Origin of the sequence: Lactococcus sp. S64, assembly GCF_016516525.1 — a bacterium.
Taxonomy (GTDB): Bacteria; Bacillota; Bacilli; order Lactobacillales; family Streptococcaceae; genus Lactococcus; species Lactococcus lactis.
Genome location: NZ_JACVUQ010000001.1, coordinates 321,252 through 336,378, shown reverse-complemented (window position 1 = coordinate 336,378; position 15,127 = coordinate 321,252). Strand labels below are relative to the sequence as shown.

The 15,127-nt window shown below is 33.9% G+C and carries 10 protein-coding genes; 9 read left to right on the top strand and 1 reads right to left on the bottom strand.

Features of this window, described 5'->3' with window-relative positions; all coding sequences use genetic code 11:
• Positions 1-331: 331 nt before the first annotated feature.
• Complete coding sequence (locus IAE51_RS01585; RefSeq protein ID WP_017864532.1) at positions 332-1,354, top strand: 3-deoxy-7-phosphoheptulonate synthase; 1,023 nt, start codon at positions 332-334, stop codon at positions 1,352-1,354.
• Between the two features lie 285 nt (positions 1,355-1,639).
• Positions 1,640-2,740, top strand: coding sequence for a lactate oxidase (locus IAE51_RS01580; protein WP_200094581.1), 1,101 nt, complete (start codon positions 1,640-1,642; stop codon positions 2,738-2,740).
• A gap of 78 nt (positions 2,741-2,818) precedes the next feature.
• On the opposite strand, the gene IAE51_RS01575 is transcribed toward IAE51_RS01580, so the two are convergent.
• Complete coding sequence (locus IAE51_RS01575) at positions 2,819-4,276, bottom strand: alpha-amylase (protein WP_200094578.1); 1,458 nt, start codon at positions 4,274-4,276, stop codon at positions 2,819-2,821.
• 237 nt (positions 4,277-4,513) lie between these two features.
• On the opposite strand from IAE51_RS01575, the gene IAE51_RS01570 reads away from it, so the two are divergent.
• The 7 genes from IAE51_RS01570 (at position 4,514) to IAE51_RS01540 (ending at position 14,874) form a co-directional block, all read left to right on the top strand.
• Complete coding sequence (locus IAE51_RS01570) at positions 4,514-5,416, top strand: hypothetical protein (RefSeq protein WP_058203089.1); 903 nt, start codon at positions 4,514-4,516, stop codon at positions 5,414-5,416.
• A 216-nt stretch (positions 5,417-5,632) separates the two neighbouring features.
• Positions 5,633-7,582, top strand: coding sequence for a sodium:proton antiporter (locus tag IAE51_RS01565; protein WP_143458615.1), 1,950 nt, complete (start codon positions 5,633-5,635; stop codon positions 7,580-7,582).
• A gap of 329 nt (positions 7,583-7,911) precedes the next feature.
• Positions 7,912-8,619, top strand: coding sequence for a hypothetical protein (locus tag IAE51_RS01560; RefSeq protein ID WP_143458614.1), 708 nt, complete (start codon positions 7,912-7,914; stop codon positions 8,617-8,619).
• 269 nt (positions 8,620-8,888) lie between these two features.
• The gene (locus IAE51_RS01555) at positions 8,889-10,355 is read left to right on the top strand and encodes a helix-turn-helix domain-containing protein (protein WP_026138903.1); all 1,467 of its coding nucleotides are present in this window, start codon (positions 8,889-8,891) and stop codon (positions 10,353-10,355) included.
• Positions 10,356-10,722: 367 nt separating this feature from the next.
• Positions 10,723-12,219, top strand: coding sequence for a glycerol kinase GlpK (gene glpK, locus IAE51_RS01550; protein WP_038600881.1), 1,497 nt, complete (start codon positions 10,723-10,725; stop codon positions 12,217-12,219).
• A 35-nt stretch (positions 12,220-12,254) separates the two neighbouring features.
• Positions 12,255-14,084, top strand: coding sequence for a type 1 glycerol-3-phosphate oxidase (gene glpO / locus IAE51_RS01545; RefSeq protein ID WP_098383879.1), 1,830 nt, complete (start codon positions 12,255-12,257; stop codon positions 14,082-14,084).
• 52 nt (positions 14,085-14,136) lie between these two features.
• A complete protein-coding gene (locus IAE51_RS01540) occupies positions 14,137-14,874 on the top strand; it encodes an MIP/aquaporin family protein (protein WP_058203085.1) in 738 nt (245 codons plus the stop codon).
• Positions 14,875-15,127 lie beyond the last annotated feature (253 nt).

Here is a 15,127-nt window from a genome sequence, read left to right as displayed (position 1 = left end):
TTGAAATAAAATTAAGAAAAAATAGATAAATAATTGACAAATCAAAAAATTTTAATTATACTAACTAATAATATTAAATATCGAGGTTCCAAAATGATTAACAACTTTAAAAAATTTTATTTTTTCTTTATGAATGATCCACATTAGTTTTTGGCTAATAAAATGTGGGTCCTCTTTGATGTTCGTTAATCATCTAGGGGATAAAGAAGACGTCCCCTGGGACGTCTTTTTTTATTATAAAGGAGGCACATAAAAAGTAAAATAGAAAAAATTTATTGCAAGTAAAATATTATTAAGTATTTTTACTAAAAAACTATAGGAAAGGTAAAAGATGACTTTTAAAGAACTCAGTAACAAAATTAACATTAAAGATGTAAAAGAGCTAAATCATTTAAATGATGAGCAACGAGAAAAGAAAGAAAAACGTGATAAGGAACTTGAAGCGATAATTAAGGGTGAAGACGATAGAATCCTCTTAGTCATTGGCCCCTGCTCATCGGATAATGAAGCTGCAGTTCTAGAATATGCTCACAGATTGTCAAAACTTCAAAAAGAAGTAGAAGATAAAATTTTTATTGTGATGCGTGTTTATACTGCAAAACCGCGGACAAACGGAGATGGCTATAAAGGCCTCATTCATGAACCTGATGCAGATGGACATACAGACCTTATCAATGGGATAAAAATGGTTCGTGACCTTCACTATAAAGTAATTACTGAAACTGGTCTGACTACAGCAGATGAGATGCTATACCCAGAAAATCTACCATTAGTTGATGACTTAGTAAGTTACTATGCAGTTGGCGCTCGCTCAGTTGAAAATCAACAACATCGCTTTGTTGCCTCAGGAATAGATGCCCCAACAGGAATGAAAAACCCGACATCAGGGAATTTAAAAGTTATGTTTAATGGAATGTATGCAGCCCAACAATCTCAAGATTTTCTATTTGGGAATGCTGAAGTAGAAACATCAGGAAATCCATTAGCTCATGCCATCCTTCGTGGTGGACAAGATGAAAATGGTAAAAACCATCCAAATTACTATACAGATAATCTTCTTGAAAGTATCGAAATATACGAAAAAATGGGCTTACAAAATCCATTTATTGTTATTGATACTAATCATGATAACTCTGGGAAGAAGTATATGGAACAAATAAGAATTGTTCGTCAAACATTAGTCAATCGTAATTGGGATGAACAAATTCATAAATATGTCAGAGGATTTATGATTGAATCATATCTTGAAGACGGTCGTCAAGACAAACCAGAAGTATTTGGAAAATCAATCACTGACCCATGTTTGGGTTGGGATAAAACAGAAGAACTTATTAATGAAATTTATAATTCGTGATTGTAAAATGAGAAGGGATGAGTGAGAAACTTAATAGAATATTTTCATATTCTGTTCAGATAGAAAATGAATTTTTCTATCAAAAGTAAAGAACCAAACCTTATCGTACCACCTTTTAAAATAATAATATAAAAGAGTAGTTTTGCTACTTTTTTAATTTATCTTTTTATATAAGTTTTAGTTTATAAAAAAATAAATCTTTCATTTGTGTATTTTTTAAAAATAAGATGTATAATGTATTTATCATCTACAGATGTAAACTTTACAAAAAATAGGAGAACTAAGATGACTTATAAAACTAGTACTGAAAACAAAGCGTTAGAAATTGTAAATGTTAAATCACTTGAAGGTAAAGTGAAACAAAGTATGGAGGCTGCGGGAAATAAAGGTGCCTTTGGCTATATTCGTGGTGGCTCTGAAGATGAGTGGACACTGAATGAAAATACATCAGCATTTAACAAAAAACAAATTATGCCTCGAGTATTAAGAGGAATTGATTCTGCAGATTTAAGTACCTCACTCTTTGGTATAAAGCTAAAAACACCAATAATCCAAGCACCAGTTGCCGCCCAAGGCCTTGCTCATGAAGAAGGAGAAGTTGCAACTGCTAAAGCGATGGCTGAAGTTGGCTCAATCTTTTCAATTAGTACTTACGGAAGTACATCAGTGGAAGACGCCGCAAAAGCAGCACCAGGTGCACCGCAATTTTTCCAATTATATATGAGTAAAGATGATAAATTTAATGAATTTCTTTTGAAAAAAGCTGTATCAGCTGGAGTTAAGGCAATTATTTTAACCGCTGATTCAACATTAGGTGGCTATAGAGAAGAAGACATTGTCAATCATTTCCAATTTCCTTTACCAATGCCAAATCTAGCTGCTTTTTCAGAAAGTGATGGAACTGGGAAAGGAATAAGCGAAATTTATGCAGCAGCAAAACAAGGTCTTGTTTTAGAAGATATTCAAAAAATTAAAAAAATAACTAATCTTCCTGTAATTGTTAAGGGGGTCCAATCTCCTATTGATGCAGATGATGCCATTAACGCTGGGGCAGACGGTATCTGGGTTTCAAATCATGGGGGACGACAATTAGATGGAGGACCTGCTTCAATTGATGTCCTACCCCTCATCGCCAAAAGTGTTAATCATCGAGTTCCTATTGTTTTTGACAGTGGGGTTAGACGTGGGGAACATGTCTTCAAAGCTTTAGCACAAGGAGCAGATGTTGTTGCGGTAGGTCGTCCAGTTCTTTATGGTTTGAATTTAGGGGGAGCCAAAGGCGTTCAATCTGTTTTTGAACACTTAAACAAAGAGCTAAGTATTACTATGCAACTTGCTGGAACAAAAAATATTGAAGAAATCAAACATACCTCATTGATTTACTAATAGTTCAAATAAAAAAGTACCTCTAATAAGGTACTTTTTTTATCCTATTTGATAAAATAGTTAGTTTTGAAAGTTCATTTAATCAATTTTTGAAACAATTTCCTTATCTACCCATACCGAAACACTTCCATCATTGACGTAAAATTCAGCTCCACCATTTTGATCCAGCGTAATAGGTATTTCATGTCTTCCAAATAAATCTATATAAACTTTACCTGCATACGCCTTATCAATTATCATATATTTTGAACCACCATTTTTATTGGTTAAAATACATGATAATCCATATTCCTTATTATCTATTTTTAAAACGTTTGTCCATCCAATAATATCAGGATGATCAAAATAATCATTTTCTTTTAAAAATTCAGAGTGGTTACGTAATACTATCATAGTTCTTAAGTTATCACCTACAGGATCAACATTACGTGATGGTATTCCGTATAAATCTCCCCAAAAGACAGTAGGAATTCCATTTTCACGAAGTAAAATTAAGCTATAAGCGTGCTCTTTAAACCAAGCTGGAATCCAAGATTGAAGAGCCTGTCCTTCTTGAGTATCATGGTTATCAACAAAAGTGACCGATAGCTCTGGCTGGCTGGCAGTGAGTGTGTGATCAAAAAGAGTACGCATATCAAATTCTCCATTGGTTGAAGAGGCTTCTTTCATATTAAAATGTAGTGGTACATCAAATAATTGTATTCTATCACCGGATTGTTCTAGATAATACTCTAATTTGCAAAGATCATCAGACCAGTACTCGCCAACAATAAAAAGTTTTTTATCCAATTGCTTTGCTCTCTGTTCAAGCCATTTATCAAAATATTTGAAATCAATATGTTTAATTGCATCTAATCGAAAACCATCAATTTTTGTCATTTCTGAAAACCAATGTCCCCATTTTTCAAGTTGTTCTACCGTTTCCGAAACACTAAAATCAAGATCAGCTCCCATTAAATAATCAAAATTATTATTCTCTGAATCTACATTCTCATCCCATTCATGTCCTTCAAATTCAAGAATTTCTTCTTGATTTTTCCTTTCATCATAATCAATTCCCGTAAAGTTGTGCCAGGTCCATATATAATTGTCGTATTTTCCTTGTCTTCCTGGAAATGTAAATTTGGTCCAAACTTCAACAGTTTTATTATTTTCGATGTTATGAAGATGATTATCTTCCGCTTTAATATCAGCTTCAATAGTTTCTGTTTCATCAGCACCCATCATGTGATTAAAAACGATATCCGCATACACTTCAATATTGTTGTGGTGTAGTGTATTAATTAAATCAAGATATTCATCTTTAGTCCCATATTTTGTAGGAATTGTCCCTTTTTGATCAAATTCCCCTAAGTCGAATAAATCATAGGTCCCATAACCAACATCTTCAACTCCAGAAGCTGCCTTGGAAGCTGGAGGTAACCACAATCCTGAAAATCCTAACTTTCCTAAGTCAGGAATATTCTCTTTTATATTATTCCAGTGCTGAGAATCTGAGGGTAAATACCATTCAAAAGCTTGAAGGATTGTTTTCATAAAATCATTTCTCCTTTTTCAAATTGATACAATTCTTTTCTAAAAACTAGCGCTATTAATAATTAGTATACACAAAAAGGAATCTGAAGGACAGCAGAATGTTTTAGAATTAATTAGAATATTCAAAAATATAATACTATCATCATTGGTGAATGTATTTTTTGTAAGACGATATTTTTGAATATTCTGAAATTTAATCATACAATGAATTTATACTGAATTGAAAGGAGTTAGAACATGAAAGAAATTTCTTACAGCAAAATACTCTTAGTAGCTAAAAATGCACATCTTTATTTTTTCGATTCCTTAAATAATATTGATGTAATTTCAGGACGCCGATTAGTCCATTTTATAAAAAGTGATTTGGGAAAGCACCGGCTTGCCCGTTATCAGCTTATTATATTTTTAGATTCTGGTTTTAAAGCTAACTATCCTAATATTATAAAGGATTTTACCGAGGCAAAGATGATTCTATTTTTTTGGAATCATTTGACTCAAAAATATATTGATTTGCTACACACCTCTAGAGAAATAGGAGTAATTGATTCCTACTATAGTTTTGACCCTATTGAAGCAAAGAAATATGGGCTCTATCATAATTCTACTTTTTATACTCCTTGTATAAATTTACCTCTTCAAATACCAGATTATGATTTGTTTTTTGGAGGAAATGATAAAGGAAGAACTCAACTTGCACATGTTATTTTAGATAAATGTGCCAGTTTAGATATTTCAATATTACTTTATATCATTAATGGAGAAAAAGGTTTTAAAAATAAAGGATATTTACCCTATCCAAAATTTTTAGAGTTCTTAATTAATAGTAATGGTATTCTTGAAATTATGCAAGAAAACCAGACAGGTTTGACCTTGAGAACAATGGAGGCTATTTTCTTTAAGAAAAAATTAGTTACAACAAATAAAGCCATCAAGCATTACCTATTTTATCATCCTGATAATATTTTTATTTTAGGAGAGGACTCAATAGAGAACTTATCCAATTTTTTGGAAAAAGACTATCATCCGCTAGAACATGATAAAATCAATTTTTTTGAAAGCCAAAACTGGTTTGACAGATTCTTATTTCCTGAAAAGGAATTACTGAATATTGAATATCGTGATAGTTTACTGGATGGTTAAAATGTTCAGCAAAATTACTAATGACCAAATCAAAATAAATAAAAAGACGTCAAAATAGATGTCTTTTTATCATTATATTAATAATCTAAATAACTTTTATATACTATGAAAATGACAAATCGTCTTGTATATTTCATAAATTTTAATACTAGTCTTGGAAACCCAATCTTGAACATGTTATACTGTAAGAGTATAAAAATTAGGAAATGGTGTTTTATGTCAGCTATTAGTTTTATTGCTGTGATGATGATTGGTGTTATCGGGGCAAATATAATCAAAGAGTTTTTTCCACAAATTTCAGAAACTTTTATCTTGATTGGTGTGGGCCTTATTTTGAGTTTCCTACCAGAATTTCAAAATTTTGAATTGGAGCCAGAGTTTTTTATGATGTTAATCATTGCTCCATTAATGTTTTATGAGGGAAGTAAAACTTCATTAAAAAAAGTACGGAAAAATTTCAGAGGAATATTTTTTCTATCAATTACTTTAGCAGTGGTGACTGTACTTTTAGTAGCAGTGCTTACGAATAATATAATGGGTAGTTGGATTTTCCCTTTAGCTATCTGTTTTGCAGCAATTGTAACGCCAACAGATGCAGTTGCTGTAAAATCAATAATTTCTGGAAAGAAAATGCCCGAAGGGGTTAATGAAGCAGTTGAATTTGAATCTTTATTTAATGATGCAACAGGGTTAGTTTTACTGAGCTTAGGATTATCTGTTTTAGAGAGTGGGCATTTCAGTATTTGGGAAGGACTTGGTCGCTTTATATTTGTCTCAATTGGTGGAATTATAATTGGTTTAGTTGTCGGTGCTCTACTGGTACGAATTAGGACCGCAATCAATCTCAGAGCAACTCGGCCAGAAGCTACCATAATTCCTATTTCAATTCTGACCCCCTTCTTTATTTATTTGTTAGCAGAACATTTTGGAACTTCCGGTGTTTTAGCTGTAGTTGCTGCTGGGTTGATTCATAATTTTGAAGGAGATATGCTCAAACTGACTTCAACAAATGTTCAATTAACGAATAATACAATCTGGGAGATTTTAAGCGATATTCTGAATAACTTTGTTTTCATTCTCTTGGGTGTAAGTCTATTTGGAATTTGGGACATTTTTAAATCACTTGGTTGGAAAGAATCAATTGTTCTATTTTTGATAAGCGTTTTAGTTTATTTACTTATGTTATTCATAAGAAAATTTTGGACTAATAGAAAAGGAAATAGATCAATCGAACACTTTTTCTCTGATGTAAAAGAAGAGCGTAATAGTGATTCAACAATTTTTGCTTTGTCAGGAGCCCATGGAACAATGACATTAGCAATGGCTTTCTCTTTACCTTTGAATACTAGTATTTTGAGCAACGAGAATAGGGAAATTATTATTACAATGGCCGCTATTGTTATTCTTTTAAGTCTTATTGTACCAACACTGATTCTGCCAAAATTATTACCGGGACTTGGAGGTGAAAGTACTGATAATATAAATCAGGTTCGTAACGATATGGTTGATTATGCGATTCTTCATATGGTAGAAGAAATTGAGGATAGTAAAGTTCGTAGTAGTCTTACCAAACAACTACAATCACAAAAAGGATTACAAATCCCTGACCACACTAAGAGTAGTAAATTAATGGACGAGATAATAAGTTGGCAGGAAACATTACTTGATACAACAACTATCAAAGCACAGTTTTCACCTAAAGTTATTGACTATTTTAGAATTTATCTAGAAAACAGTAGTAAACATTCAACTGGTAAGAAAATAAGACGATTATTCTCCAAAAGACGACGTGGCAGAAGAGTAGATTCAGTAGAAATGCAAGAATTTGCGACAATAAGAACCGATATAAGCCGACTAGAAAGCAGTTTATATCAACAAACAATCGAAAAATTAAGTTCTCTTGAAAAAGAGCGAATAGAAAATAAGATAACTGACTTTAGTGATATTGAAGAAGTAAAACATATTTTGGAAAATAGACATTACCGTATTCGTAACGAAATTCAAGAAGATACAATTATTCCAAACGAATTACTCATAGAGGCATTTCAACTTGAATATCAATTTGTATTGAACCAGGTAAAAACTGATGTAATTTCTAAAGAAACAAGTAATAAACTTTTTAAAGAGATAAATAATGCTCAAGTTTTACAATTACAGAAACAATAAAAAGCCTATTGAGGCTTTTTTCTAAAGTAACTAAATATATTACCAATAAAGTTGATTCGCATGGTTCATAGCAACGATAAACGATTATGTTCCATTAAACAGCCGTAGGATCATTACCCTCTTTATTAGAACTCAGTTGATTACTGGTAATTATCAATTCTATTTGCTAGAATATGCTTGTGTTGGACAAGAGCTTATGATGTTGGAGAGTCTTTATTATTTCATTGATAATAATAAAATCAGTCTGTAACAAGTAATGGATGCCTAATGAATTTACAAAAATTTAAAAGATTGTTGCTAGAGAAATTGATACATGGAGGTAATGATAGATGAAATTAATACTATCATCAATTTTGTTAGGATTCGGTGGATTTGATCCAGTGGGAGCAGTGCTTATAATGGCTGCACTAGCAAAAGGAACAAAGAAAAAACAAGTATATTTATTTTCTTTAATGGCTCTACTTTCCACGGTCGTTTTCGGATTAATATTTTCATACGGTACTAGTATAAGCTTGAATTATTTTATAAATATAATGAATCATATTCCAGATATGGCTTATGTATTTACCGGTTTTTTGATATCCATTGTATGTGTAGCTTGGTTTATAATATCTACCTTACTAAAAGGAAATAAAGAAAGAGTAGATGATCAGAAAGAATCGAAATTTATGAAATTTGCAAAGAGAAGTATGCCACTTGCAGGTTTTATTTTTGGGTTTTGGGCTATGTCAGATCCGACTTTTTGGGCAGTGGTTGCACTAAGTGCAAAAGAGGGGAATATACTATTAACAATATTATGTTTAACAATTTGGATGTTGTTAGGACAGATTCCTTTATATACTTTAGTAGTATCATTAATATTTAATGTCTATGAAAAATTGATTAAAATAGCAAGTAGGTATTTAGATAAAAATAACCGAAGAAAAAAATTAAGTAATGTCACTAGAATAATAATATCATTATTTATATTAGGTATTGGTATTTATTTTTTTATTGATTCATTGGTATATTTACTAAAAGGGATTTGGTTATATTAGTTTATATATTATCGTGAATTAATATAAAACATGTTTAGTGTTTGATAAACAGATTATAATCTAAGTTTATCTAATCACTTTTATAGTTTAGTCGCAAAATATAGAAGTTTAAAAGAAGAATAAGGCTTTTGGTCATATTCTTTTTAGTGTCCAATTTACTATGTTCATACTGAGCAATTTTTAATAACAAAATATAGGGGAGTGATAAAATAGAATGAGAATATGAAAACTCCTACAAAAAATATTAATTTAGAAAAAGAGGAACAGCTGTGAATATTGAAGTTTTACTTGAAAAGAAAGAACAAATACAGGTTAAGATTTTACGTCAGTTGTTCCTCAAACATGATAAGCTAACTGCGCAGGAACTGTGTGATTGGGTAAACCTCTCTCGACCTTCGGTTCAGAGTTATTTGGAGGATATATCTTATATAGGACGGATGATTGGGAAACCCATGGAAGTTATTCGTCAGAACAATAAACTCGTTCTAAACATGTCGGAATCACAAACCTTAGATGAAGTCATCAGTTTTTTAATCCAAGATAGTATCAAATATCGCCTGATTCTCTTATTTTTAGAACAAAAAAATTACATGATTTTTGAATTAGCAGAACTCTTGCTACTCAGTGAATCTACTTTGTTTCGCAAAATCAAAGAACTCAATAAACTTTTATTGGAATTTGATATTCAAATCAAAAATAATAAATTGATCGGAGAAGAAAGTCAAATTCGCTATTTTTACTATCTGCTATTTGATTCGCTTCATCCTAAATTTCGACCAGATTTGCTGCAAGTCACTAAATTTCAGGTTGAATTTGTACGGCAACTTGAAGAAACGTTAAAAGTAAATTTTTCCGAAAGTAGCAAAGATAAACTTTATCGGTGGTTGGCAATCACAGAAAGAAGGCGGAAACTTACAGATATCCAAATTACTAAATCTTTAGAAATGAAGAAAATATACCAAGATGACCATCTCTATCAACTATTGGATTCTCTTTTTTATCAACATATTTATGATAATCAGAGCAAGGATAACTGTGAGACAATTTTTTTCTACGGTTTTCTCCAATCTTTTTTCATTCTAGATAAAGAAAGTTATTACCGTTTTGATATTTATCGCAGTAAAAAAATTCCAACTGTTCTCTTGAATATTTCTTTAAGAGAGCGAATGTTAAACCACTATCGTCCCCATCGTTTAGGTTTCGAAGAGGAGAAATCCATCAGTTATCAGTTAGCTCAAGTAAACAATAAATTCACCTTTTTCCAAGGTAGCCTCTTTACCAAAATTCAAGAAGATTTGATGCTACATAAACAAAACTGGGTCGATAAGAGTTTTCAAGATTTACTCGATAACCTCAAAGATATTGCTTTAAGTTATATACCCAAAGAGCAGGATTTGCCAGAACTCATCTTTGGTTATCGCAATGCCTTGATGCTGCTGGAGCTCTTATCTGCTCAACAATTGACGGTGGCTTATGATTTGTCTGATACACCTGCCTATCAAATCCCGATGGAACACTATCTGAAAAATCACCTCAGATCTGTTGAAAAGATAAAATTAGAGCATTATCAAGAAAGCCAGAGTTATGATCTACTTATCTCAAGTAAAAGAAATGACAGTCGAAAGTTTGTCTATATACTTTCCGAGTTTTCCAGTGATTATGATTTTGAAGAGTTATTGTCGCGTATTGAAAACTTAAAAAAAGAAAAATTTCAAAAAAAAGCAATTTTGAATTAAGAATGAAACACGAAAGAGGAGTGCTCTCCTCTTTTTTTATGTTTTCACGTGAATATTATTTTACATTTATGAATATATTACTGCGGTCCCATTATTTAGCATTTTCTCACTGAATTTATTACAGAATAGATGAAGAATTAAGAATAGCAACTCAAATAAGGTTAAAATTAAATTGGGGTAGAGACTCCCTCTCCCATTATTTCTTAGTAAGCACAAACTGCCCAAATTCAAGTAATTTTTCTATTCGAATCTGTTGTTTATTTTCGACTGCCAATTTTTTTTTGAATTTGATAAAAAATGAAAGTTTCTATTCGTTTTAAAATGCTATAATATAAATCATAGAAAGCGTTTACAAAGGAGAAACAACATGACAGAAACTTCTTACATTATGGCAATTGACCAAGGTACAACAAGCTCAAGAGCTATTATATTTGATAAACATGGTAAACATATCGGCAGCTCCCAAAAGGAATTTACACAGTACTTTCCTAAAGAAGGTTGGGTGGAACATGATGCCAACGAAATTTGGAACTCTGTTCAATCTGTTATCGCAGGAGCATTTATCGAATCTGGTATTAAGCCTGTGCAGGTTGCTGGTATTGGTATTACTAACCAACGTGAAACAACCATTATCTGGGATAAAAAAACAGGTATACCAATCTACCATGCCATCGTTTGGCAATCACGTCAATCTTCCAATATTGCAAATGGTCTTAAAGATGCAGGGCATGATGAACTCTTCCACAAAAAGACAGGACTCATTGTCGACTCATACTTTTCAGCTACAAAAATTCGTTGGATTCTTGACCATGTTGAAGGAGCACAAGAGCGGGCGGAACGAGGCGAGCTGCTCTTTGGAACAATTGATACATGGCTTTTATGGAAGTTAACAGATGGCGATGTACATTATACAGACTACTCTAATGCCAGTCGTACTATGCTCTACAACATTCACGAGTTAAAATGGGATGAAGAAATCCTGAAAATTCTGAATATCCCGGCTTCAATGCTTCCAGAGGTTAAATCTAACTCAGAAGTTTATGGTGTGACTAAAGGATTTCATTTCTTCGGATCTGAAGTACCAATCTCAGGTATGGCTGGTGACCAGCAAGCCGCATTATTTGGTCAAATGGCCTTTGAACCAGGGATGATTAAAAATACTTATGGTACAGGTTCATTTATCGTGATGAATACGGGTGAGAAACCACATATTTCCAAAAATAACATGCTCACAACAATTGGCTACGGTATTAACGGAAAAGTTTATTATGCCTTAGAAGGAAGTATCTTTGTTGCAGGTTCATCAATCCAATGGTTACGTGATGGTTTGAAGATGTTGGATCGTGCCAGTGATTCTGAAGAAGTTGCACTCCAGTCTATGAGTCAAGATGAAGTTTATGTGGTTCCAGCTTTTGTCGGCCTTGGCGCACCATATTGGGACCAAGAAGCACGTGGTGCAATGTTTGGTTTAACACGTGGAACAACAAAAGAAGATATTGTGAAAGCAACCTTACAAGGGATAGCTTATCAAGTCCGTGATGTAGTAAGCACCATGAAAGAAGATACAGGAATCGATATGTCTGTACTCAAAGTAGATGGTGGCGCAGCAAATAACGAATACTTGATGCAGTTCCAAGCCGATATCTTGAATATCCCTATTCAACGTGCGGGAGATTTGGAAACGACAGCGCTCGGTGCAGCCTTCCTAGCAGGTCTTGCAGTTGGTTTTTGGAAAGATTTAGAAGAACTCAAAGAATCTTATGAGCCTGGCAAAATTTTCCAAACGCAGATGCAAGAAGAACGTAGAGAAGAACTCTATGCCGGTTGGAAAAAAGCTGTGAATGCAACACGCGCTTTCAAATAATAATCAATTAGACAGTAACATAAAGGAGAATAGAAATGGCTTTTTCTAAAAAAACAAGACAAGAAGCAATCACAAAAGTTCAGAATGAAGAAATGGATTTACTCATTATCGGAGGTGGTATTACTGGTGCTGGATTGACTTTACAAGCGGCAGCCACTGGCATGAAAGTTGCTGTGCTTGAAATGCAGGACTTTTCAGAAGGAACATCGTCACGTTCAACGAAACTCGTGCATGGGGGTATCCGTTATCTAAAAAACTTTGATGTCGAAGTCGTTTCCGACACTGTTTCAGAACGTGCTGTTGTTCAAAGTATTGCGCCACATATTCCTAAGCCAGACCCGATGTTACTTCCTATTTACAATGATGAAGGCAAAACGACTTTTGATATGTTTTCTGTGAAAATCGCCATGGATTTGTATGATCGGTTGGCAGGTATTGATGAAGGTTCTCCATATGCCAACTATACCATCTCACCAGAAGAAGTGCTACGCCGTGAGCCACTGATCAAGAAAAAAGGTTTGCAAGGTGCAGGGGTTTATCTTGACTACCGTAACAATGATTCACGTTTGGTGATTGACAATATTAAAAAAGCTGTAGAAGACGGCGCAAAAGCCATCAGCAAGATGAAAGTGATTGATTTTATCTATACTGATGGACAAATCTCTGGTGTTCGGGCGCGTGACTTATTGACAGATGAAGTCATTGAAGTAAAATCTAAACTTGTGATTAACACAAGTGGTCCTTGGGTAGATAAGATACGTTACTTGAACTTCACTCGTCCGATTGTACCAAAAATGCGTCCGACAAAAGGAGTCCATCTCGTGGTTGATGCTGCCAAATTACCTGTGCCTCAACCAACATATTTTGATACAGGAAAACATGATAAACGTATGGTTTTTGCCATTCCACGTGAAAATAAAACATATTTTGGTACGACAGATACAGATTATCATGGGGACTTTACCGATCCAAAGGTTACTCAAGAAGATGTGGACTACCTTTTAGATGTCATCAATTTCCGTTATCCTGGAGCAAATATCACGATTAATGACATTGAAGCTTCATGGGCTGGATTGCGTCCATTGCTAGGTGGGAATTCGGGTTCAGACTATAACGGAGGTGATAACGGTGCAGTTTCTGAAACTAGCTTTAACGCTGTCGTAGAGGCCGTGCTTCGCTATAAAAATAAAACAGCAACTAAAGCCGAAGTAGAGCATTTATTGAACAATATGGAATCAAGTCTTTCAGAAAAAGGGGACGCGCCATCTTCAGTTTCTCGTGGGAGTTCACTTGAACGTGAGAGTGATGGTTTGATTACTTTAGCTGGTGGGAAAATCACTGACTACCGTAAAATGGCAGCAGGTGCGATGGAGCTTATCTGCCAGCTACTTGTTGAGGACTTTGATTTGAAATATGAACCAATCGACTCTAAAAAATACCAGATCTCTGGTGGTGAATTTGATCCAACTAAGGTTGAAGAAGTCGTTGCTGAAAATATGAAAATCGGTGTTGTTGCAGGTCTTACAGAAGAGGAGGCGAAATACATAGCAGACTTTTATGGAATGAACGCACTCCAAGTATTTGCCTATGCTTCTGAAATGAAACCTTATGAAGGCTTATCTTTGGCAGAATCAGCCCGTCTGCGTTATGCGCTTGAGGATGAAATGATCTTGACACCGGTAGACTACTTGCTTCGTCGTACTAACCATATTTTATTTATGCGAGAAAGTGTAGATACAATCAAAGTTCATGTTGTCAACGTCATTGCAGGCTTTCTCGGTTGGTCTGTAGAAGAAAAAGCAGAACAAGAAAAAGCTTTGGAAAAAGCGCTTCGTGAATCTGACTTATCAGATTTGAAGAAATAAAAATAGTTTGAAGATAATTGAAACAAATAAAAAATAGAAATAAGGGGTCAATATGCACTCAGAAATGGTACAGCTACTTGGTGAATTTTTAGGAACATTTATCTTAATACTTCTTGGTAACGGGGTCGTTTCAGGCGTTGTCCTGAACAAAACGAAAGCAACAGGAGCTGGTTGGGTTGCTATAACTCTCGGTTGGGGATTTGCAGTAATGATGGGGGTTTACATTTCTGGATTTATGTCGCCAGCCCATTTGAATCCAGCAGTAACAATTGCAATGGCAATGATTGGGAGCTTTAGCTGGAGTTTGGTTCTTCCTTATATTATTGCGCAAATGCTTGGTGCAATGGTCGCCAGCATTATCCTCTACCTAATGTTTTACCCTCACTATGCTGAAACAAAAAATCCAGCAGATATCTTGGGCACATTTTCTACAGGCCCTGCTCTTCGTCATACAGGCTCGAATTTGATTAGTGAAATTGTTGGTACTGCAGTATTGACGACAGGAATTCTCGCCTTCGGTCAATACACTATTACGCAAACTTCGGGTGTCTCACCCCTTTTAGTAGGTGCCATTATCACAGCCATTGGTTTATCACTTGGTGCAACGACAGGTTACTCTCTAAATCCCGCACGTGACTTAGGTCCTCGCATCATGCATGCCATCTTACCTATCAAAGGTAAAGGAGATTCAGACTGGTCTTACGCATGGATACCTGTTTTAGGTCCAATCATTGGCGGTAGCTTAGGTGCCCTTCTCTTTAATATGGTTATTCAATTTGCAAGTAATTAAACTGAAATAATATACATAAAAAGAGTTAGACAGAGTTCTAACTCTTTTTATTAAAAATAAATGAGCCATAAGAAAAAATTTTCTATAATCAAAGTCACATAATCAATTGAGAAAAAAATTTAATTAAAATATAATTATTGATGATTATGGAAAGTCTGCCCAGCATGTTTAAGTGTTTCCTGCTTGTACTTGATTTCTATTGTTAGATTATACAACCTGTTATTGGTAGTTATCTAAGGCCATTCCATAGATA